Origin of the sequence: Actinacidiphila oryziradicis, assembly GCF_005047355.1 — a bacterium.
Classification (GTDB): Bacteria; Actinomycetota; Actinomycetes; order Streptomycetales; family Streptomycetaceae; genus Actinacidiphila; species Actinacidiphila oryziradicis.
The window spans coordinates 70513-91931 of record NZ_SUMC01000010.1; the positions used below are offsets into that span (position 1 = coordinate 70513).

Annotated in this window: 18 protein-coding genes; 11 read left to right on the plus strand and 7 right to left on the minus strand. The window is 68.8% G+C overall.

The window, feature by feature from the left end; genetic code table 11:
- Window positions 1-3 precede the first annotated feature (3 nt).
- The 3 genes from pucL to FCI23_RS13750 are packed head-to-tail and all read left to right on the plus strand — an operon-like array spanning window position 4 to window position 2979.
- Complete coding sequence (gene pucL, locus FCI23_RS13740) at window positions 4-939, plus strand: factor-independent urate hydroxylase (RefSeq protein ID WP_136723836.1); 936 nt, start codon at window positions 4-6, stop codon at window positions 937-939.
- A gap of 15 nt (window positions 940-954) precedes the next feature.
- Window positions 955-2328, plus strand: a complete 1374-nt coding sequence (locus tag FCI23_RS13745) for an 8-oxoguanine deaminase (RefSeq protein ID WP_136723838.1) — start codon at window positions 955-957, stop codon at window positions 2326-2328.
- 39 nt (window positions 2329-2367) lie between these two features.
- On the plus strand, window positions 2368-2979 hold the full coding sequence (locus FCI23_RS13750) for a TMEM175 family protein (RefSeq protein WP_136723840.1): 612 nt from the start codon (window positions 2368-2370) through the stop codon (window positions 2977-2979).
- 31 nt (window positions 2980-3010) lie between these two features.
- Here FCI23_RS13750 and FCI23_RS13755 read toward each other — a convergent pair whose 3' ends face one another.
- The 3 genes from FCI23_RS13755 to FCI23_RS13765 form a co-directional block, all read right to left on the minus strand.
- The gene (locus FCI23_RS13755) at window positions 3011-3907 is read right to left on the minus strand and encodes an NAD(P)-dependent oxidoreductase (RefSeq protein WP_136723841.1); all 897 of its coding nucleotides are present in this window, start codon (window positions 3905-3907) and stop codon (window positions 3011-3013) included.
- A gap of 108 nt (window positions 3908-4015) precedes the next feature.
- Window positions 4016-5629: a malate synthase A gene (aceB, locus tag FCI23_RS13760; protein ID WP_136723843.1), complete on the minus strand. Its 1614-nt coding sequence runs from the start codon at window positions 5627-5629 to the stop codon at window positions 4016-4018.
- A 70-nt stretch (window positions 5630-5699) separates the two neighbouring features.
- Complete coding sequence (locus FCI23_RS13765) at window positions 5700-6371, minus strand: nucleotidyltransferase family protein (protein WP_136723845.1); 672 nt, start codon at window positions 6369-6371, stop codon at window positions 5700-5702.
- 191 nt (window positions 6372-6562) lie between these two features.
- Here FCI23_RS13765 and FCI23_RS13770 point away from each other — a divergent pair, with 191 nt between their 5' ends.
- Window positions 6563-6910, plus strand: coding sequence for a DUF5955 family protein (locus tag FCI23_RS13770; RefSeq protein ID WP_407645956.1), 348 nt, complete (start codon window positions 6563-6565; stop codon window positions 6908-6910).
- Between the two features lie 27 nt (window positions 6911-6937).
- On the opposite strand, the gene FCI23_RS13775 is transcribed toward FCI23_RS13770, so the two are convergent.
- Window positions 6938-7699, minus strand: a complete 762-nt coding sequence (locus FCI23_RS13775; RefSeq protein ID WP_136723847.1) for an IclR family transcriptional regulator — start codon at window positions 7697-7699, stop codon at window positions 6938-6940.
- A gap of 207 nt (window positions 7700-7906) precedes the next feature.
- Between FCI23_RS13775 and allB the strand changes: the two genes are divergently transcribed.
- From allB to FCI23_RS13790, 3 genes are all read left to right on the plus strand, one after another.
- Window positions 7907-9280, plus strand: a complete 1374-nt coding sequence (gene allB / locus FCI23_RS13780; RefSeq protein WP_136723849.1) for an allantoinase AllB — start codon at window positions 7907-7909, stop codon at window positions 9278-9280.
- Complete coding sequence (gene alc / locus FCI23_RS13785) at window positions 9277-10431, plus strand: allantoicase (protein WP_211265317.1); 1155 nt, start codon at window positions 9277-9279, stop codon at window positions 10429-10431. The genes allB and alc overlap by 4 nt, the downstream gene beginning before the upstream one ends.
- A gap of 85 nt (window positions 10432-10516) precedes the next feature.
- Entirely contained in the window at window positions 10517-11335 is an 819-nt protein-coding gene (locus FCI23_RS13790) for an AIM24 family protein (protein WP_136723851.1), read from the plus strand.
- Between the two features lie 123 nt (window positions 11336-11458).
- Here the strand turns inward: FCI23_RS13790 and FCI23_RS13795 are convergent, their stop codons facing one another.
- The 3 genes from FCI23_RS13795 to FCI23_RS13805 form a co-directional block, all read right to left on the minus strand.
- Window positions 11459-12232, minus strand: coding sequence for an enoyl-CoA hydratase/isomerase family protein (locus tag FCI23_RS13795; RefSeq protein ID WP_136723853.1), 774 nt, complete (start codon window positions 12230-12232; stop codon window positions 11459-11461).
- A 62-nt stretch (window positions 12233-12294) separates the two neighbouring features.
- Entirely contained in the window at window positions 12295-13575 is a 1281-nt protein-coding gene (locus FCI23_RS13800; RefSeq protein WP_136723855.1) for a CaiB/BaiF CoA transferase family protein, read from the minus strand.
- Window positions 13576-13658: 83 nt separating this feature from the next.
- Window positions 13659-14429, minus strand: coding sequence for an IclR family transcriptional regulator (locus FCI23_RS13805; RefSeq protein WP_136723857.1), 771 nt, complete (start codon window positions 14427-14429; stop codon window positions 13659-13661).
- 93 nt (window positions 14430-14522) lie between these two features.
- On the opposite strand from FCI23_RS13805, the gene FCI23_RS13810 reads away from it, so the two are divergent.
- From FCI23_RS13810 to FCI23_RS13825, 4 genes are all read left to right on the plus strand, one after another.
- Entirely contained in the window at window positions 14523-15689 is a 1167-nt protein-coding gene (locus tag FCI23_RS13810) for a pyridoxal-phosphate-dependent aminotransferase family protein (RefSeq protein ID WP_136723859.1), read from the plus strand.
- Between the two features lie 37 nt (window positions 15690-15726).
- Window positions 15727-18660, plus strand: coding sequence for an FAD-binding and (Fe-S)-binding domain-containing protein (locus FCI23_RS13815; protein ID WP_246143691.1), 2934 nt, complete (start codon window positions 15727-15729; stop codon window positions 18658-18660).
- Window positions 18661-19005: 345 nt separating this feature from the next.
- Window positions 19006-20343: an MFS transporter gene (locus FCI23_RS13820; protein ID WP_136723860.1), complete on the plus strand. Its 1338-nt coding sequence runs from the start codon at window positions 19006-19008 to the stop codon at window positions 20341-20343.
- A 102-nt stretch (window positions 20344-20445) separates the two neighbouring features.
- On the plus strand, window positions 20446-21219 hold the full coding sequence (locus tag FCI23_RS13825; protein ID WP_136723862.1) for a fumarylacetoacetate hydrolase family protein: 774 nt from the start codon (window positions 20446-20448) through the stop codon (window positions 21217-21219).
- Window positions 21220-21419: the final 200 nt, after the last annotated feature.

Sequence of the window (21419 nt, forward strand, 5' to 3'; positions counted from 1 at the left end):
GACATGTCACCTTCAGATTCTCTCCCGCCCTCCCACCCAGATTCTCTCCCGCCCTCCCGCCCGACGTACCTCGGCCCCAACCAGTACGGCAAAGCGGAGAACCGGGTCGTCCGGATCACGCGCGAGGGTGCCACCCACCACGTAAAGGACCTGAATGTCTCCATCGCCCTCTCCGGCGACATGGACGAGGTTCACTACTCGGGCAGTAATGTCAATGTGCTGACGACGGACGCCATGAAGAACACGGTCTACGCCTTCGCCAAGGAGTACGGCATCGCGTCGGCCGAGCGGTTCGGCATGCACCTGGCGCGGCACTTCGTCAGCAGCCAGGAGTCGATCCGGCGCGCCCGGATCCGTATCGAGGAGTACACCTGGGAGCGGATAACGGAGCAGCACTCCTTCGTCCGCAAGGGCCAGGAAACTCGGACCACCGAGATCAGCTACGACGGGGAGACGTGGCAGGTCATCTCGGGGCTGACGGGCCTGGTGGTCATGAACTCCACCGACTCGGAGTTCTGGGGCTTCGCGAAGGACAAGTACACGACCCTGCCCGAGACGCAGGACCGGATCCTCGCCACCGAGGTCAACGCCCGGTGGCGGTTCGGCCGCCCCGGTGACGACGGCGCGGATCCGGCGCCGGACTGGGACAGCCGGTATGCCGAGGTCCGCCGCCTCCTGCTGGAGGCGTTCGCGGGGACATACTCGCTCTCCTTGCAGCAGACGCTCTACACCATGGGCACCAGGGTCATCGAGGGCGTCCCGGAGATCGACGAGGTCAGGCTCTCGCTGCCGAACAAGCACCACTTCCTGGTCGACCTCGCGCCTTTCGACCTCAAGAACGACAACGAGGTCTACTTCGCCGCCGACCGCCCGTACGGCCTCATCGAGGGCACGGTCCTGCGGGACGGCGCCCAGGCCCGTATCCCCATCACGGACTGAAAGGCGCCTGCTTCAGTGACTGAGCGCATCGTCATCGAGAACTGTGCCGTCGCGACCGTCGACGCCGACGACACCGAGTACGCCGGCGGCCATGTCGTCGTCGCGGCCAACCGCATCGAGTCCGTGGGCGCGGGCCCGGCGCCGGCCGGCCTGGAAGGCGTTGTGCGCCGGGTGGACGGCACCGGGCATCTGCTCACACCCGGCCTGGTCAACACGCATCACCACTTCTACCAGTGGCTCACCCGGGGGCTGGCCCAGAACAGCAACCTCTTCAACTGGCTCGTCGAGCTCTACCCCAGCTGGTCGCGGATCGACGAGCAGATGGTGTACGCCGCCGCACAGGGCTCGCTCGCGATGATGGTGCGCGGCGGTGTCACCACGGCCATGGACCACCATTACGTCTTCCCCAAGGACTCCGGGGACCTGCTGGGCGCCGAGATCCGGGCCGCCGCCGAGATCGGGGTCCGCTTCAGCCCCACCCGGGGGTCCATGGACCGCGGAAAGTCCGACGGCGGGCTGCCGCCGGACTTCGCCGTCGAGACGACCGAGGCCGCGCTGATCGCCACAGAAGAGGCGATCGACACGCACCACGACGCGTCGTTCGACTCCATGCTGCGGATCGGTGTCGCACCCTGTTCGCCCTTCTCGGTCACGACGGATCTGATGCGCGAGGCCGCGGCCCTGGCCCGCCGCAAGGGCGTACGGCTCCACACCCACGGCAGCGAGACCGTGGAGGAGGAGAAGTTCTGCCATGAGCTCTTCGGGATGGGACCCACCGACTACTTCGAGTCCACCGGCTGGCTGGGCGACGACGTGTGGATGGCGCACTGCATCCACATGAACGACGCCGATATCGCCGCGTTCGCCCGTACGAGGACCGGCGTCGCCCACTGCCCGTCGTCGAATGCCCGGCTCGCCGCCGGCATTGCCCGCGTCCCCGACATGCTCGCCGCGGGTATCCCGGTCGGCCTCGGGGTCGACGGCACCGCCTCCAACGAGTCCGGGGAGCTGCACACCGAGCTGCGCAACGCCCTGCTCATCAACCGCCTCCGCGGCGGCGAGGCGGCGCTCACCGTGCGCCAGGCGCTGCGTCTTGGCACCTATGGCGGCGCCGAGGTGCTCGGCCGCCAGAGCGAGATCGGGTCCATCGAGGCAGGCAAGCTCGCCGACCTCGCGCTGTGGAAGGTCGACGGCCTCGGGCACGCCTCCATCGCCGACCCGGTGGCCGCGATCGTCCTGGGCGCCGCCGCCCCGCTGTCACTGCTGCTGATCAACGGCCGTGCGGTGGTCGAGGACAGCCACCTCACCACCGTCGACGAGGACGCCATCGCCCGCTCCACCCGTGCCGAGGCCCAGCGCCTCGCCAAATTCGCGGGGCTCATCGGCTGACAGCGCGGGGCCGGGAATCCGGCATATATGGTGGCTCCCATGGGGGAGTCCGGGCGTGTCGAGGCGTTCAGCGACGGGGTGTTCGCGATCGCGATCACCTTGCTCGTACTGGAGATCAAGGTGCCGGAGGGCGCCGGGGACCGGTTGTGGTCGGCGCTGGGCGACCAGTGGCCCTCATATGCCGCCTATGCGGTGACTTTCCTGGTCATCGGCATCATGTGGGTGAACCACCACACGGTCTTCGTCTACATCGCCCGGGTCGACCGCACCCTGCTCTTCCTCAACCTTCTGCTGCTGATGGGTGTGGCGGCGCTGCCGTGGCCGGCCGGGCTGCTCGCCGCCTATCTGCGGGACGGCCACGCCTCGCAGGCCGCCGCGATCGTGTACAGCGCCTTCATGGTCTACCACGCACTGACGTTCCAGGCCCTGTGGTGGCATCTCACCAGGACCGGCCACCTCTTCGACGACCGCGTCGACCGCGCCGCCGCCCGTGTCACCCGGTCCCGCTTCGCACTCGGCTCGGTGGTCTACCCGCTGACGATCGGCATTGCCTTTGTCTCCGCACCGCTGACGCTGGCCGTGCACGGGCTGCTGGCGCTGTACTACGCGTTCAACCAGGTGCCCGTGCCGACCAGGGCCAACGCGGTTTAGGGAATGGTGGTTCGGGGAGTGGTCGTGCTGCTCAGCCTGCCTGGGGGTGGTCCGTGACCGCTCTCAGGTGGGGCGCTAAATCCTGCAGGTCGGCGATGAGCTGTTCCAGGGACACCGTGTTGTCGTCCTTGTGGACCGTCCAGCGTTCCAGGGTCGCGGCCGCGGCACCGAGATAGTCCGCGGAGATGCCGGCCGACTGGCAGGCTTCGGCGATCTCGCGCATCTCCGGAGCCCATCGCCAGGCGCGGGGGCCGGCGGTGACCAGCTGGTCGGGGCGTCCCAGCGGCGTCTGGGGGAGGATGCGTCCGGCGAGTTCGACCAGTTCGTTCAGGACGCCGTGGCCGTGGGCCAGGGCGTAGGACTGGGCGGCGAGGACGTAGCTCAGCTTGTGGTACGAGGCGAAGGCCAGTTTCAGCGCGGAGGCGCGGCCCACCGGCCCCGCGATGAGGACCGGCTCCAGCGGGGAGCCTGCGAAGAGCTCGTTCACCTGGCGCACCGCCCGGTCCGGGCCGGAGAGGTAGAGCCAGGTCGCGCCGCCGGGCCAACGGGGCGGCGGCCCGACGATGCCGCCGTCCACGACGGTGATGCCGCGCTCGCTCAGCAACGCCGCTATGTACTGCGTCCGCTCGGGGCTGATCGCATTCGCGTCGACATAGATTCCTCTGAAAGGGCTCTGGGCGACCTGCTCGGCGACGTCGCCGGCCGCGGCCGGCGGGCAGACGCTGATGATGACTTCGCATGCCTCGGCCAGGCTGAAGAGGTCGGCTGCCGGCTCCAATCCGGCCGCCTCGGCCCGCTGCGCTGTCGCGGACCCGCGCCCATGCGGCAGCCACAGCACGCGGGCACCGCCCACGATCGCCTGTCGGCCGACGGCAGCGCCCATCGAACCGGGGTGCAGAATCCCGATCGTTTTGTGACTCACGCTCATGTCAGGACCATACGTCGATCGTGCGGAGTACGTACTCGAAGTGATCGAAGAAGTGTTCCCAATGGTCGTCGGGGATGCTCGGCCGCCCCCGCTCGGCCGACCCCGCGCTCAGCCGAGCAGCTCATACGCCGGGAGAGTCAGGAAGTCGACGTACTCCTCGTCGAGAGCGGTCTTCAGTAGCAGGTCATGAGCCTGCTGCCACTTTCCGGCCGCGAAGGCCGCCTCGCCGGTCTCGGCGCGGACCGCGGCCAGCTCTTCGGCGGCGAGCCGGCGGACGAGGTCCGCGGTGGCCTTCTCGCCGTTGTCGGCGAAGACCACCCCGGCGTTGATCCACTGCCAGATCTGGGAGCGGGAGATCTCGGCGGTGGCAGCGTCCTCCATCAGGTTGAAGATCGCGACGGCGCCGAGGCCGCGCAACCAGGCCTCGATGTAGCGGATGCCGACCTGGACGGCGTTGCGCAGGCCCTCGTACGTCGGGCGGGCGTCGAGGGAGTCGATGGCGATCAGCTGGCCGGCGCAGACGTGGACGTCCTCGCGGAGGCGGTCCTTCTGGTTGGGCCGGTCGCCGAGGACGGCGTCGAAGGAGGCGCGGGCGATGGGGACGAGGTCGGGGTGGGCGACCCAGGAGCCGTCGAAGCCGTCGGAGGCCTCGCGGTCCTTGTCGGCCTTGACCTTCTCGAAGGCCACGGCATTGACCTCGGCGTCGCGGCGGGAGGGAATGAAGGCGGCCATGCCGCCGATGGCGTGGGCGCCGCGCTTGTGGCAGGTGCGGACCAGGAGCTCGGTGTAGGCGCGCATGAAGGGAGCGGTCATGGTGATCGCGTTGCGGTCGGGGAGGACGAACTTCTCGCCGCCGTCGCGGAAGTTCTTGATGATGGAGAAGAGGTAGTCCCAGCGGCCGGCGTTGAGCCCGGAGGCGTGGTCGCGCAGCTCGTAGAGGATCTCCTCCATCTCGAAGGCGGCGGTGATCGTCTCGATGAGGACGGTGGCGCGGATGGTGCCCTGCTCCACGCCGAGGTAGTCCTGGGAGAAGACGAAGACGTCGTTCCACAGGCGCGCTTCGAGGTGCGACTCGGTCTTGGGGAGGTAGAAGTACGGGCCCTTGCCCTTGGCGAGCAGGCGCCGTGCGTTGTGGAAGAAGTAGAGCCCGAAGTCGACCAGACCGCCGGGGACGGGCTCGCCGTCGACGGTGAGATGGCGCTCGTCGAGGTGCCAGCCACGGGGCCGCATGACGACGGTGGCGAGCTCAGCCTCGTCCTTGAGGGCGTAGGACTTGCCCTCTGGGGTCGAGAAGTCGATACGCCGCTCATAGGCGTCGATCAGGTTGCGCTGGCCGCCGATGACATTCTCCCAGGTGGGGGCGGAGGCGTCCTCGAAGTCGGCGAGCCAGATCTTCGCGCCGGAGTTGAGCGCGTTGACCGTCATCTTGCGGTCGGTGGGGCCGGTGATCTCCACCCGGCGGTCATCGAGCGCCGCCGGGGCCGGGGCGACCCGCCAGTCGGGGTCCTCGCGTACTTGGGCGGTGTCCGCGAGGAAGTCCAGGGTGCCGGTGCGGGCGATCTCCGCGCGGCGCTCATGGCGGCGGGCCAGCAGCTCCGCGCGGCGGGGGGCGAAGCGGCGGTGCAGCTCGGCGAGGAAGGCGAGGGCTTCGGGGGTCAGTACTTCTGCGGAGCGCTCGACGGCGGGCGCATCGTCGGTAACGGTTGCGGACGTTGCGGACACGACAGTCACTCTCCTCTAACCCTTGAGCTTCAGCTCTTTTTGTGGAGCATAGTTTCTGCAATGCGGAAGTTCAACATTTTGTAGTGCTCGGTGGGTCCGACGCACCGTCACGGAGCAGGTGCAGATCCTCGGGGGTATCGATATCCGCGGGCCCCCCGATGTCCCCGCATTCCACAAGCGTCATCTCGCTCTCGTGCAGCTTCAGATACGAACGTGCCCCCTGGTCCCCCACCGCACGCGCCGCGATCTCCGCCCACCTCTCCCTCCCGAACAGCACCGGATGGCCACGCTTCCCCTCGTACGAGGCCGCCGCCAGACTCCCCGGCCCCCGGTACGCCGCCACCATCCGCGCCACCGCGGCCGCCCCGACGCCCGGCTGGTCCACCAGCGCCACCACCACCGCCCGCGCTCCCGTGTCGGCCAGCGCCTCCAGCCCGGCACGCAGCGAGGAGCCCATGCCGTCGGCCCAGCCGGAATTCACCGCCACCCGGTACGCCTCCAGCCTCGCCCTTTCCCTTACGTCGGCCGCTGCCGCCCCAAGCACCACCTGCACCGGCCCGCACCCGCCGTCGCGCAGGGCGAGCGCCGCGTGCTCGACCAGGGGCCGCCCTGCGTAGTCCAGCAGCGCCTTGGGCCGCCCGCCCAGCCGCCGCCCGCCGCCCGCCGCGAGCAGCAGCCCGGCGACCAGGAGCGGGCCGCCGTCCGCCGTTGTGGGCGTTGTGTGTGCCGCGTATGCTGTCATGCCTCCTGGATACCCCGGGAGGGGCCCGATTGTCGGCAAATCCTCTTGTGGCTACCCAAGTTCCGGCTACTTTTTTCGCTCTCTGTATGGCGAAGGGAGCGCTCTGTCGCGTTTACTGTGCTGCTCGCGCATCTTCATGGGAAGCGCACAAGAACGGCACCTGCCGAGGGCATAGCTGTGGGGGATATTCTGTGGTGAAGGACCGGGGCGGTGAAGCCGCGCGGACGGCCGCCAGCGCGGCGCTGTACGACGGGGGCGGCGTGGACCCGAGAGTGGAGGCGCTGCGCGCCGCCGTGGCAAGACTTCATCGCGAACTGGCCGGATACCGGGCCGACTTACCAGATCGTGGCATCGCGGAAGAGACAATCGTCGCGCTCGCTGCCGAACTCACCCTGGGCGTGCCCGAGACCGAGCAGCTGAGCCGCTCCCTCCTGGTCATAGTCGGCGCCCTCGGCTCCGTCAGCGCCCTGGGCGCCGCCCTCACCGACGTCCGTCGTGCCGTCGAACTCTTCGGCGGCGCCCCCTTCGCCGAGGACTGACCTCTGCGGTGCCGCCTCTCCTTGCCCTCAGGTGCCCTGCGCCGTGAGCGCGGCGGAGAGGCGGCGGGCGGTGTCCTGGAGGACGGGCACGATCTTCTCGGTCGCGGTATCGGTGAGGCGGCCGGCCGGACCGGAGACGGAGATCGCGGCGGCGGTCGGGGAGTCGGGGACGGTGACGGCGAGGCAGCGGACACCGACTTCCTGCTCGTTGTCGTCGATGGCGTAGCCGAGGGTACGGATCCGGTCCAGCTCGGTCAGGAAGGCGTCGGGATCGGTGATGGTCTTGACCGTAGCGGCGGGCATCCCGGTGCGGGCCAGCAGGGATCGAACCTCCGTGGGCGGCAGCTGGGCGAGGAGGGCCTTGCCCACGCCGGCGGAGTGCGGCAGCACGCGCCGGCCGACCTCGGTGAACATCCGCATGGAGTGCCGGGAGGGCGCCTGCGCCACATAGACCACCTCGTCGCCGTCGAGGAGCGCCATGTTGGCGGTCTCGCCGGTGGCTTCGACGAGCTCGGCGAGGTAGGGCCGGGCCCAGGTGCCGAGGAGGCGGGAGGCGCCTTCGCCGAGCCGGATGAGGCGGGGGCCGAGGGCGTAGCGGCGGTTGGGCTGCTGTCGTACGTAGCCGCAGTCGACGAGGGTGCGCACGAGGCGGTGAATGGTGGGCAGCGGCAGCCCACTGCCGGCGGAGAGCTCGCTGAGCCCGATCTCGCCGCCCGCGTCGGCCATCCGCTCAAGCAGGTCGAAGGCACGTTCGATGGACTGGACGCCCCCTGCACGGTCTGACGACACGTCGTTCCTCCCCTGGCGGTTTGCGCTGACTGCCGGGCAGCCTACCGGCAGCAATGGCCGTGACCTGGTGGTCGACCACTTTGACCGGGATCCCGGGCGGCCGGGGACGGGTGGACGGGAGAAGCGCGCCGCAGGCGGGCAGACTCTTGACGCCGTGAGGGACACAGGGCACATTCTTCAACGGAACGTTGAAATGGGAGGTCGTGCATGCCCGACGCAGTCGGTACCGTCGACACCGTCCTGCGCTCGACGCGGGTCGTCACCCCCGAAGGGCTCCGCCCCGCGGCCGTGGCGGTCGCGGGCGGCCGGATCGCCGCCGTATGGCCGTACGACGCGGAGCTCCCGGCGGGGACGGAGGTCGTCGAACTCGGTGACGACGCGCTGCTGCCCGGCCTGGTCGACACGCACGTCCACATCAACGACCCCGGCCGCACGGAGTGGGAGGGCTTCGAGACAGCCACCCGCGCGGCGGCGGCAGGGGGCGTCACGACCCTCATCGACATGCCGCTCAACAGCGTCCCGCCGACCACGACCACCGAACATCTGGCGGTCAAGCGGGCCACCGCGCTCGGCAGGGTGCACACCGACGTCGGGTTCTGGGGCGGAGCCGTCCCCGGGAACGTAAAGGACCTCAAGCCGCTGCACGAGGCGGGGGTCTTCGGCTTCAAGTGCTTTCTGCTGCACTCCGGCGTGGAGGAGTTCCCGCAGCTCGCGGCCGATGAGCTGGAGGACGCGATGACGGAGATAGGCCGCTTCGACGGGCTGCTGATCGTGCACGCCGAGGACCCCCGGCTCATCGACGCCGCCCCGCCGCCCGAGGGCCGGGCCTACGCCGGCTTCCTGGCCTCCCGGCCGCGCGCCGCCGAGAATGCCGCGATCGAGGGCCTGATCGCCCTGGCCAAGCGCCTCGGCACCCGGGTGCACGTACTGCATCTGTCGTCGGCGGACGCGCTGCCGCTGGTCGCCGCCGCCAAGCGCGAGGGCGTACGGATCACCGCCGAGACCTGCCCGCACTACCTCACCCTGACCGCGGAGGAGGTCCCGGACGGGGCGACGGAGTTCAAGTGCTGCCCGCCGATCCGCGAGGCCGCCAACCAGGACACGCTCTGGGAGGGGCTTTTCGACGGCACCGTCGACTGCGTGGTCTCCGACCACTCGCCCTGCACCGCCGACCTCAAGCGCTTCGACACCGGCGACTTCGGCCAGGCCTGGGGCGGTATCTCCTCGCTCCAGCTCGGCCTGCCGGCGATCTGGACGGAGGCCCGCAGACGCGGCCGTAGCCTGGAGGACGTGGTGCGCTGGATGGCCGAGGCCCCGGCCCGGCTCGCCGGACTGCGGACGAAGGGCGCCATCGCGGTCGGCTACGACGCGGACTTCGCGGTCCTCGCGCCGGAGGAGACCTTCACGGTCGTCCCGGCGGAGCTTCACCACCGCAACCAGGTCACGGCCTACGCGGGCCGCACCCTCCACGGCGTCGTACGCAGCACCTGGCTGCGCGGCGAGCGGATCGCCCACCGGGGGACCGTGTCGCCGCCCGCCGGACGCCTGATCACCGCCGCTGTCGAAGGGAACGCCGCATGACACAGACCGTGACGCAGACCGCCCGCTACACCGGCGACGCACGGCCCTACCCCGGCGGGGACCCTTACGCGGACTACCGGAGCGGCGAGCTGCCCTTCAGTCATCTCACCGACCTCGCCGACCGGCGGCTCGGCGGCGGGGTGATCGCCGCCAACGACGAGTTCTTCGCCGACCGGGAGAATCTGCTCACCCCCGGCGCCGCCGTCTTCGACCCGCACGATTTCGGCCACAGGGGCAAGGTCATGGACGGCTGGGAGACCCGCCGGCGGCGCGGCATCGCGGCCGACGACCCGCATCCGGCCGACGCCGACCACGACTGGGCGCTGATCCGGCTGGGCGCGCCGGGCGTCATCCGCGGCATCGTCGTCGACACGGCGCACTTCCGCGGCAACTATCCGCAGCAGGTGCGTATCGAGGCGACCGCCGCCTCCGCCTCGGCCGGCCCGGCGGACCTGCTCGCCGACGGTACCGAGTGGACGGAGATCGTCTCCCGTACCCCCGTGGGCGGCCACGCCGCCAACGGATTCGAGGTCGCGGTGGAACGCCGCTTCACCCACCTGCGGCTCAGCCAGTACCCCGACGGCGGCGTCGCCCGGCTCCGTGTCCACGGCGAGGCCGTCCCCGACCCGGCGTGGCTCGCCGCCCTGGGCACCTTCGACCTCCTGGCACTGGAGAACGGAGGATCGGCACAGGACGCCTCCGACCGCTTCTACTCCCCGCCCGTCCACACGATCCTGCCGGGCCGGTCCCAGCAGATGGACAACGGCTGGGAGACCCGCCGCCGCCGCGACAAGAGCAACGACTGGATCAGCTACCGGCTCGCCGAGCAGGGACTGATCCGCGCCATCGAGATCGACACCGGCTGCTACAAGGGCAACGCCCCCGGCTGGGCATCGCTCCAGGGCCGCGACGATGCCGGTTCCGACGATGCCGGTTCCGACTCCGATGAGTGGTTCGAGATCCTGCCCCGCACCCCTCTCCAGCCGGACACCGTCCACCGTTTCCTCACCGGCACCCATGGCGAGCGTCCGGTGACGCATGTCCGGCTCGACATCTACCCCGACGGCGGCGTCGCGCGGCTGCGCCTGCACGGCTCGCTGACGGACGCGGGCGCCGACCGGCTCGCCGCACGGTGGCACGCCTTGCGCTGAACCGCGCCTTGGGCTTGACCGGAACCGAATCGTCCAGGCCGCTCGTTGAGGAGGCAGCAAGCCCCCCTCGTCAAGGAGTCCCGCGGTGACCCTGCAACAGCAGATCGTCGGCAATGCCATGCAGATGGCCGTCTGCACCCTCCAGCCCGGCCAGACCGTCTACTGCGAGGCCGGGAAATTCCTTTTCAAGACCACCAACGTCACCATGGACACCCGCCTCGGCGGACCGGGCGGCGGCCAGCCGCAAAACGGCCAGGGCGGCGGCGCCGGAGGCATGGGCGGCATGCTGCGCCAGGCGATGGGCACCGCGATGCAGGTCGGCCAGCGGGCCCTGGCGGGGGAGAGTCTGGCCTTCCAGTACTTCACCTCGACCGGCGGCGAGGGCACCGTCGGCTTCGCCGGGGTGCTGCCCGGCGAGATGAGAGCCCTGGAACTGGAGGGCACCCGGGCATGGTTCGCGGAGAAGGACGCCTTCGTCGCCGCCGAGTCGACCGTCGAATTCGGCATCGCCTTCCAGGGCGGCCGGACCGGCCGCAGCGGCGGCGAGGGCTTCATCCTGGAGAAGTTCACCGGCCGGGGCACCGTCATCATCGCGGGCGCGGGCAATTTCATCGACCTCAACCCAGCGGATTTCGGCGGCCGGATCGAGGTCGACACCGGCTGCATCGTCGCCTTCGAGGAAGGTATCCAGTACGGGGTCCAGCGCATCGGCGGCCTTAACCGCCAGGGCATCATGAACGCGGTCTTCGGCGGCGAGGGACTCTCCCTGGCCACTCTGGAGGGCAACGGCCGGGTCATCCTCCAGTCCATGACCATCGAGGGCCTGGCGAACGCGCTCAAGAAGGCCCAGGGCGGCGACAAACAGGGCCCGACCGGCGGACTGTTCTCCACCAACGCGGGATGACCGCAGCGCCGCGGCCCTGAGCAGGCCGCCGATTCCGCTGCCCGTGCCGGCTGTCGCCGAAGAAGCCCGGATCGGGCTTGGCACAGCCCATTTGCCTGCACGACACTGGCGCCGGCGAGTCGGTTACCTGCCCAGCCATCGCGGTTTCCGCTTGGCGACGAAACTCGCAACACCATGGTGGAAGTCCTCGCTGCCATAAACAGTGCGCACGATGTCATCGCCGTTGGGTGTGTTGGCCTGCCGGAGCCGCCGCACCGATTCCTTGGCCGCCCACATGGTCAGCGGTGCGTGGGCTGACAACCGGTCGACGACGCTGCTTGTGCAAGCGTCCAGCTCGGCCTCGCCGCACAGCTCGGCCACGAAACCGACGGCGTGCATTTCCTCGCCGGTGAACAACCGCGCCCGTAGCAGCATATCCAGGGTACGTGCCTGGCCCAGATGGCCGACAAGCAGCGAGTACGTGCTCATGGCCAGGCAGTTGCCGAGCGTGCGGGCGATGGGGACACCGAAGCGCGCGGATGGCGTCGCGACGCGTATGTCGCACACGGCCGCGAGCGCCAGTCCTCCTCCGACACAGAAGCCGGAAATCGCCGCCACGGTGGGCACACGGACGCTCGCCAGCCGGTCCACGACGCTGCTGATCTTCCGCTCGTAAGCGATTCCGTCCTCGCCGGTGCGGAACTCGGAGAACTGGCTGATGTCGGTGCCGGCGACAAAAGCGGCGTCGCCGGCGCCGCGGAGCACCATCACCCGTATATCCGCATCGGTGTCGGCGAGCTCGCACGCCCCGACGAGGTCTGCGTACATCTGCCAGGTCAGGGCGTTGCGTTGCTCGGGCCGGTTGAAGGTCACCCGCAGCACGGAGCCGTCACGAGAGACGAGCAGGTCATCTGACATGTGTCACTTCTCCACCAGTGTCGGGGTCAGGGTCAGGGTCAAGGTCAGTGCCGGGGCCGGGGTCAGGCGGGCGTATCGCCGGCGGTCGTGTCCGTCCCGGCCTCGGCTGAGCCGGAACCGGGCGGGACGGCGACAACGCCCGCACCGATCAGCTCGTCGATGGTGGCCGGGGCGAAGCCGCACTCGGCGAGCACAGCTTCGGTGTCCGCGCCGAGCAGCGGCCCCGCGGCGCCACGTACCGCGGGCGTCGCCGAGAACCGCATCGGCGACCCGATCTGGCGTACCTCGCCCATGACCGGGTGCGGGGCATCCCAGAAGAACCCGCGCTGGTTCAGGTGTCGATCGTTGAAGACCTGCGCGGTGTTGGCGATGGGCGCGCACGGAACACCGGCGGATTCGAGCGCGGCGATCACGTCGTCGGTCTTCCGCTGTGACGTCACCGCCTCGATGGCGGGGATCAATGTTCCGCGGTGACCGTGCCGTTCGTGGGCGTCCTGGTAACGCGGGTCGTCCAACAGTTCGGTGAGATCAAACGCCTGACACAGGCCGGCCCACGTCGTGGGCGTGACCGCGCCCAGCGTCACCCAGCCGTCGGCAGTGCGGATCGCCTGGTACGGAGCGGTCGACTGGTGCGCCGACCCGAGCGGCTTCGCGACCTCGCCGGTGGCGAAGTAGCGGCCGGCCTCCCAGATCGCGAACGAAACACCCGATTCGAACAGTGAGACGTCGACGTACTGGCCGGTCCCGGCCGAGTCGCGGGCTCGCAGCGCGCCGAGCACCGCCATGGCCACGTACAACCCGCTCACGAGGTCGCAGATCGGCACGCCGACCTTGACCGGATCACCTTGCGGGCTGCCCGTGATACTCATCAGCCCCGAGCGAGCCTGCGCCATGATGTCCAGCCCCGGGAGTGTGGCCAGCGGACCGTCTTGACCCCAACCGGACGCGGACACGTAGATAATCCGCGGATTGATCTCGCGGACCGTCTCGTAGTCGTAACCCAGCCGCGAGAGAGCCCCTGGCCGCAGGTTCTCGACGAGGACGTCGACAGTGGCCAGTAGCTGCCGCAGAACCCGCTTTCCCCGCTCTGCCTTGATATCCAGCGCGATCGAGCGCTTATTGCGGTTGAGGCGGGCGAACGGGGAACTCTGTCCGGCAACGTATGGGCCTATCAAGCGGACCGGATCTCCGCCGTCCGGATTCTCCACCTTGATCACATCGGCCCCGAGGTCGGCAAGCTGCATGGTGCCAAAGGGCGCCGCCATAAACGCACCGATCTCCAGCACACGGATGCCGGAAAGCGGGGCGGCGGGCTCGGACGTACGATCGACGGCAGCGTTCATCTGCGTTTACTCCCCTGGCAGCAGCGAAGGACTGAGTGATTACATACGGCATCCGAACAGGTTCGGCACGGGCCTCGGCTCCTCTACTCCGGTGCCTGCGGGCCGGGGTCGGGAACATACCCGAGCCGGGCCGTGAGGGTTTTCGCCGCCTCACTCACCAGGGCGCCGAAAATGGATTGGGATTCATCGGTCACGCGGCTCATCGGTATGTTGACACTGAGGCTCGCGACGGGTTCCTCGACGCCGCCCATGATGGCCGCCGCGACCGAGCCGACGTCGGAGCGCCACTCTCCGCTGTTGGTGGCGTAACCCTGTGCGCGTACCGCGTCCAGCTCGGCGAGCAGCCGGTGAGGATCGGTGATCGTCGTGTCGGTGTAGCGCGGCAGTCCCTCGGCAAGCAGGCGCTCGACCACCTCGGGAGAGCTGTTCGCGAGTACCGCCTTGCCGTTGGCGGAGGCGTGAAGCGGAAGGGCATGGCCGAGGGCCATGCTGGTCCGTACCGCCTTGGCCGTCTCCAGCCGCTCGATCAGCACCATCTTGTCCCCCTCGGGAACCGTCAGGTGAATCGTCTCGTCGGTACGCCGGCGCAGCTCCTCCATGAGAGGTACGGCCGCGTCGCGCAGGCCGAGATCCCCACTGGCATGCCGGCCCACGTCAAGCGCCTTGGTGGTCACCACCCACCGGGTGATCTCGCCTCTCGCGGGGCGGATCCACCCCGCCTCATTGAGGGTCTGCAGCGAGCGCTGCACGGAACTCTTGGGCATCTCCAGCACTCGTGCCAGTTCGCCGACGCCGATCGGCTGTCGCGTCGCGACCTCCTCCAGCACCTGCAGGGTGTTCAGGACATTGCGCATCCATTGACTCCTCGGTTGGCTGATTCTAGCATCACCGTACCTCTTCACGGCACAGTGTGCCGTGAAACGGCACGGAAGATAGGACGAGTATCAGTGACCACTCGCAGTGGACGGCATTTCCTTCAGATCCCCGGACCCAGCAGCGTCCCCGACCGAGTGCTGCGGGCCATCGCGCAACCCACCATCGACCACCGCGGACCGGACTTCGCGGAGCTGGGACTGGACGTCCTGGAACGAGTCAAGCCGGTGTTCGGCACCAGCGGTCCCGTCATCATCTTTCCCTCCTCCGGGACCGGGGCATGGGAATCGGCCCTGGTCAACACTCTGAGCCCCGGCGACCGTGTGCTGGCGTTCGAAACCGGTCATTTTGCCACTCTGTGGCGCGGGATGGCCGAGGGCCTCGGGCTGGAAGTCGAATTCGTTCCCGGAGACTGGCGGCGCGGCGTGGACCCGCACATTGTCGCCGAACGGCTGGCCGAGGACAGGAACCACTCCATCGCCGCGGTGATGGTCGTCCACAACGAGACCTCCACCGGTGTCACCAGCCGTGTGCCGCAGATCCGTGCGGCCATCGACGAGGCGGGCCATCCCGCCCTGCTCCTGGTCGACACGATCTCCTCCCTGGGATCGATCGACTACCGGCACCAGGAGTGGGGCGTCGACGTCACCGTCAGTTGCTCGCAGAAAGGCCTGATGCTGCCTCCCGGCCTCGGCTTCAACGCAGTCAGCGAGAAGGCACTGGCCGCCGCCGGGCGGGCGCGGCTACCGCGGTCCTACTGGGACTGGACACCCATCCTTCAGGCCAACGAGCGCGGCTACTACCCCTATACCCCGGCCACCAACATGCTCTACGGACTGCGGGAGGCCCTGCTCATGCTCGAAGAGGAGGGCCTGCCCAACGTGTTCGCACGGCATGACCGCCATGCCCAGGCCACCCGCGCCGCCGTCCGGGGCTGGGGCCTGGAGGTGCTGTGCGCCGACGAGCGGGAGTACTCCAGTGTCCTGACCGCTGTACTGCTGGGCGAGGAATACGACGCGGACAAGGTCCGCCAGATCATCCTGGACCGCTTCGACATGTCGCTCGGTACCGGCCTCAGCAAACTCGCGGGGCGGGTCTTCCGGATCGGCCACCTCGGTCACTTCAACGACCTGACCCTGGCCGGAACCCTCGCCGGCGTGCAGATGGGGCTCGAACTGGCCGGGGTGGCGATCGACCCGGGCGGCCTGGGTGCCGCACTGGAACTGTTGCGCACCGAGTGAATCGCCCGGAGCGACGATCGGAAGGAGAAAGCGAACAGTGACCACGCTCAGCAACTCCGTGCCTACCAGCGAGAACGTTGCCAGTCAGGATCTGGCCCGCAGGCTCCGCCAGGAACTCCAAGGCGAGGTCGCCTTCGACGACTACACCCGGCACTTGTTCGCGCGGGATGCGAGCATGTACTCGATAACTCCGGTGGGCGTGGCGTTCCCGCGCCATGCCGGGGACGTGGCGGCCGCGGTGACGGCGGCCGCAGAGTCCGGCGTGCCGCTGGTGCCCCGGGGCGCCGGCACCAGCCTCGCCGGCCAGACCATCGGACCGGGCCTGGTGCTGGACCTGTCCCGGCACATGAACCGCATCCTGGAGATCGACGCCGAGAACCGCACCGCCCGCGTCCAGGCGGGTGTGGTGCAGGACCAGCTCAATCAGGCGGCCGCACAGCATGGACTGATGTTCGGCCCGGACACCTCGACCAGCAACCGCGCCACGATCGGCGGGATGATCGGAAACAACTCGGCCGGCAGCGGATCGGTCCGCTACGGCATGACCATCGATCACGTGCGTGAGCTCGATGTGGTGCTCTCCGACGCCGGCTTCGCCCACCTGGCCCCGGTGGACGAGACCGAGCGGGCACGCCGGGCACAGGCGGCCACCCTTGAGGGCGGCATCTACCGACAGCTGCCGGAGATCGTGCGCGCGAACTCCTCCGCCATCGCTGAGGGATTTCCCAAGTTCTGGCGCCGGGCCGGCGGCTACCGGCTTGACCGGCTCCTCGGGGACGGCCCGTTCGACCTGGCGAAGTTCGTCGTCGGCTCCGAGGGCACGCTCGTGGTCGTCACCGAGGCCGTCGTCGACCTCGTGCCCAAGCCACGCCGGACGGTGATCGCCGTCGGGCACTTCACCTCGACGCCCGCCGCCATCGCGGCCACCGAGGACGCGCTGTCCTGCGATCCGGCGGCCGTCGAGCTGATGGACCGGACGATCCTTGATCTGTCCCGGCAGAAAATCGAGTACGCGTCGCTGGGCACCATCCTCGAAGGCGACCCCGAGGCACTGCTCTTCGTAACCTTCACTGGGGACGACGAGCAGCAACTCCTCGGCCAGCTCCAGCGGGTGACCGCACTATGGCAACGCCACGGCCACGGTTACCACACGCTGCAGGCCGTCACGGCCGACCAGCAGTCGGCCCTGCTCAAGGTCCGCAAGTCAAGCCTGGGCCTGTTGATGGCCGCCAGTGTCGGCACGCGCCGTCCCCTGGCGTTCGTGGAGGACACCGCGGTCGACCCCGTGCACCTCGCCGACTACACCCAGCGCTTCAAGGCGGTGCTGGACCGCCACGACATGACGGCCGGCTTCTACGGCCACTGCTCGGTCGGCTGCCTGCACATCCGCCCCTTCGTCGACCTCACCGATCCGGCGGAGGTGCGGAAGATGCGCGCCGTAGCGGAGGAGGTCAAGGATCTGGTCAGGGAGTACGGCGGCGTCAACTCCAGCGAGCACGGCGACGGGCTGGCCAGAAGCGAGTTCAACCGGGAGATCTTCGGCGACAAGCTCTACGAGGCCATGCGCCAGGTCAAGCATGTCTTCGACCCGGACGACCGGATGAACCCGGGCAAGATCGTGGACGCCCCGTCGATGACGGACAACCTGCGTGACCCGGCGCTGCCACCGGCAACGCCGTTCCGGACGCGGCTGGACTTCGAGGTGGTCGGCGGCATGCGCGACGCCGCGGACCGCTGCATGAACATCGGGTTGTGCCGCAAAAGCACCACCGGCGCCATGTGCCCGTCGTACATGGCCACCCGCCAGGAAGAGCACTCCACCCGCGGACGCGCCAACGCCCTGGTCAAGGCGCTGTCCCAGCCCGACCCACGGGAGGCCCTCGGCGACGAGCGGCTGCACGAGATCCTGGATCTGTGCCTCGGTTGCAAGGCATGCAAGAGTGAGTGTCCGCTCGGCGTGGACATGGCCGCGCTCAAGAGCGAGACGCTGTCGCACTATCACGACCTGCACGGGACTCCCCTGCGGTCCCGGATCTTCGGCGCGATCCGGTTGCTGAACCGGTTGGGCTCGGCGACAGCACCGCTGTCCAACCTGCCCGGACGGAGCCGTCGGGTGCGCCGGCTGATGGACCGGCTGGTCGGCATCACGCCGGCGAGGCCGCTGCCGAAGTTCGCGCGGCTCAACCTGCTGCGCTGGTTCCGCCGGCGTACGAGTCCGGCGCCACCCGTCACCCAGGGAACGGTCACCTTCCTCGCCGACTCATTCACCACGTTCACCGAGCCCGATATCGGCCGTGCGGCCATCGAATTGCTGGAACGGGCCGGGTGGCAGGTCCAACTGGAGGGCGGCGGCTGCTGCGGCAGGTCCAGCCTGTCCAAGGGGCTCGTCGACGACGCCAAGGACAAGGCGCGCAAGCTCGCCCATTCGCTGAGCGCGACGGGGGAACCCGGCTCACCGATCGTGGGCTGCGAACCGTCCTGCCTGATGACCCTGCGGGACGAGCACCTGGCACTGCTGCCCGACGACGTGGCGGTCAAGGACGTCGCGGGCCGGGTACGGCAGGTGGAGGAGTTGCTGGGCGAGGCCATTGACGACGGCCGGCTGCGGCTGCGCGCGGATTCCTGGCTCGCCGGGCGGAGGCTGCTTTATCACGGCCACTGCCACCAGAAGGCGGAGGTGGGCACTGCCGCGACCATTGCACTGCTCAAGCGGATCCCCGGGGTCCAGGTTGACGAACTCGACGCCGGATGTTGCGGCATGGCCGGATCCTTCGGATTTGAATCCGAACACTACGACGTGTCGATGACAGTAGGAAATGACCGCCTCTTCCCAGCCGTCAAAGCGGCCTCTGAAGACACGGTCCTGGTGGCCACCGGAGTGTCCTGCCGACAGCAAATTGCCCATGGCGGCAGACGCCGTGCCAGTCACCCGGTAGAACTCATTCGCTCCGCGCTCGATTCGCCTGATTAGCCCGAACGTCCCGGCTTGATTCCGCCACGTCAACGAAGGTGCGCACGGTGACCAGCATCCTCGCCGGGCCGGCACGCCCGCTTGCTATTCCATCGTCTGCCCGGCTGCGGCGGCACGCTGAAAATATTCCGGCCGCTCGTGACCGGAGTATTGACTTCGCACTACAGGCTAAATATCTTTCCGAATGCGGTATTCGATCCCACCGGAAGACCATTCAGCGGAATATCCGGAAAGAACGATTGCCCGCTGTATGGGAGTCTCATTCCATCGGAGACGCCTTCAATCGGCGCTCGGCGCAGAGCCGAGCAGCCACCGTGCGAAAACAACCTACAAGGAGGTAGGTCGTTGGCCACGCAGAAATCCATTGTCCGGCGCCGGTCCGAAATGAAGCGATGGACCAGAATCCTTCCGGTCATCGTCATCATCTACGTGATCTGCTACATCGACCGCTCGAACATCAGTTTCGCCTTGCCTCACCTCCAGAAGGACATGCATCTCTCCGGGGCTCAAGCGGGCTTCGCGACCGGCATGTTCTTCTGGGGCTATCTACTGCTTCAGGTCCCCGGCGGCTACATGGCCGAGCGGTGGAGCGCAAAGCGGTGGGTCGCGATTCTGATAGTGCTGTGGAGTGCGGCCGCGGTCGCCTCAGGGTTTACCCACAACCTCACCGAACTCGTGCTCGCCCGTTTCCTGCTCGGGGTCGCCGAGGGTGGCGTGCAGCCCGCGCTGATGTCCACCATCCGGTCCTGGTTCCCGTTCGCCGAACGCAGCCGGGCATATTCGATCTTCAAGCTGTACACACCGATCGCGGCAATCATCGCCGCGCCGTCCGCAGGTTTGATCCTGACCTATGCGGACTGGCGCTGGATGTTCATCATCATGGGCGGCGGCCCACTCATCTTCGGGCTCGCCGCGTGGCTGTACATCATCCGCGACACGCCGGCGAAAGCGGAGTGGCTGTCGGACAACGAGCGTAACCACATCGAGAAATCTCGCACCGAGGAAGGCGAGCCGCTCAAAAACCGTGGAGGTTTCAAGGCTGCGTTCACCAGCCCGATCGTGTGGCTGTTCGCTCTCATCTACACGTTGACCCAGCTCGGCCTGCTCGGACTCTCCATGTGGTTGCCGAGCGTGCTCAAGACGGCCTTCCACACCGATATGAAGGTCGGTCTTGTGGCAATGCTGCCGCAGATTGCCGCCGGCCTCGCGATCATTCTGGTCGGTCGGTCGGCGGACCGTCACGGCAAGCACATCACCCATATGTGCGCCGTCCTCGGTGTCGGAGCCGTGGTTCTCGCCGGTGCGGGTCTGATCTCGGCTCAACAGAAATGGCTCGTTCTGGGGGCGATGATTGTAGGCACGGCGGCATCGATTGCCTGGTATGGACCCTTCTGGGCGACAGTCACCAAGCTCACGCCGGTGGCCGCCGCGGGCGCCGGCATCGGCATCATCAACGGGGTCGGCAACCTCGGTGGCTTCTTCGGGCCATACATCGGCGGATGGCTCAGCGACATCAGCGGCGGTGGATACGCACTCACTCAGGTCTTCTTCGGCCTGGTCTTCGCTGTGGCCGCGCTGCTCGTCCTCACGCTGCGAAAGAGGTTGCGCGAGGCCACGAGCGCCCCGCCAGCCGGTCCCGGAACGGCCGGGACGGAGGGAGCGCCCGCAGTCAGATCCGCCTGACGGTTCACATCCCGCGGTACCAGGCCGTCGGCTCCCGACGGCCTGGTACCGCGGCGTTCACGCTTCAAGGGCCCCGAAGGGCCCGGACAGGAGAGATGATCAGTGCGGTTGGTCAGGTATCGCAAGGGAGAGCACACCGGGGCCGGTGCGCTGGTGGGCGAGTACGTCCATGACATGGGGGACGGCCCGCTGGGCCGTACGAGGCCCGGCCCGAGGGTCGCGGCCCTGGACGAGGTCGAGTTGCTCGCGCCGTGCGACCCACGAGTGATCGTGTGCGCGGGGAGCAACTACGCAGGCCAGATAGCCGAGAAACAGCGGCCGTGGCCCACTCAGCCGGCGTTGTTCCTCAAGGCGCCCAACGCCGTGGTGGGGCCGGGCGCGGCGGTGATCCGCCCTGCGGGGCTGCGGCGGCTGGAGTACGAGGGGGAACTGGCCGTCGTGATCGGCCGCACCGCCCGCGAGGTCACCGCGGCGTCGTTCGCCGACTACGTGCTCGGCTACACCTGCGCCAACGACGTCACCGCGGACGACTGGCGCGCGGACGGACAGTGGGCCAGGGCCAAAAGCGCGGACACCTTCTGCCCGCTCGGACCGTGGATCGAGACCGAGATCGCTGACCCGGCATCACTGCGGCTGAGCACCCTGGTCAACGGCCGGACGGTCCAGGACGGCTCCACCTCGGAAATGGTCTTCGGCGTGGGGGAACTGCTGGCTTTCGTCACCCGCTGGATCACCCTGCAACCGGGTGACGTGCTGCTCACAGGCAGCCCCGCGGGCGTCGGACCGCTGGTCCCCGGGGACCGGGTGGAGATCCGGATCGAGGGCGTGGGCACGCTCTCCAACCCGGTCCTGGGACCGCAGCCCCCCGAAGTGTGAGGGGCGCGGCAGGCGCCGCAGAAGTCGAAGGGCGTAGCTGACGGCGTCTTCGAGGCTCAGGCTGCTGCCATAGCGGAAGGCCGCGCTTGGAACGCCTGCTCTCCGCTGCGGCCTTTCGCCGGTACTGGAGGGGAGGAGTGAGGGGATCGGGCGATCGGGCGCCAGCGGCGTGGACCGTGGCCGGGGCGTCGCCCGCCGCC

Bases quoted from the DNA above. Each gene is read 5' to 3' on its own strand.
- pucL (WP_136723836.1), top strand. From the start codon at position 4: ATGTCACCTTCAGATTCTCTCCCGCCCTCCCACCCAGATTCTCTCCCG.
- alc (WP_211265317.1), top strand. From the start codon at position 9,277: ATGACACAGACCGTGACGCAGACCGCCCGCTACACCGGCGACGCACGG.
- FCI23_RS13805 (WP_136723857.1), bottom strand. From the start codon at position 14,429: ATGCGCAATGTCCTGAACACCCTGCAGGTGCTGGAGGAGGTCGCGACG.
- FCI23_RS13800 (WP_136723855.1), bottom strand. From the start codon at position 13,575: ATGAACGCTGCCGTCGATCGTACGTCCGAGCCCGCCGCCCCGCTTTCC.
- FCI23_RS13795 (WP_136723853.1), bottom strand. From the start codon at position 12,232: ATGTCAGATGACCTGCTCGTCTCTCGTGACGGCTCCGTGCTGCGGGTG.
- allB (WP_136723849.1), top strand. From the start codon at position 7,907: ATGCCCGACGCAGTCGGTACCGTCGACACCGTCCTGCGCTCGACGCGG.
- FCI23_RS13765 (WP_136723845.1), bottom strand. From the start codon at position 6,371: ATGACAGCATACGCGGCACACACAACGCCCACAACGGCGGACGGCGGC.
- FCI23_RS13755 (WP_136723841.1), bottom strand. From the start codon at position 3,907: ATGAGCGTGAGTCACAAAACGATCGGGATTCTGCACCCCGGTTCGATG.
- FCI23_RS13750 (WP_136723840.1), top strand. From the start codon at position 2,368: ATGGGGGAGTCCGGGCGTGTCGAGGCGTTCAGCGACGGGGTGTTCGCG.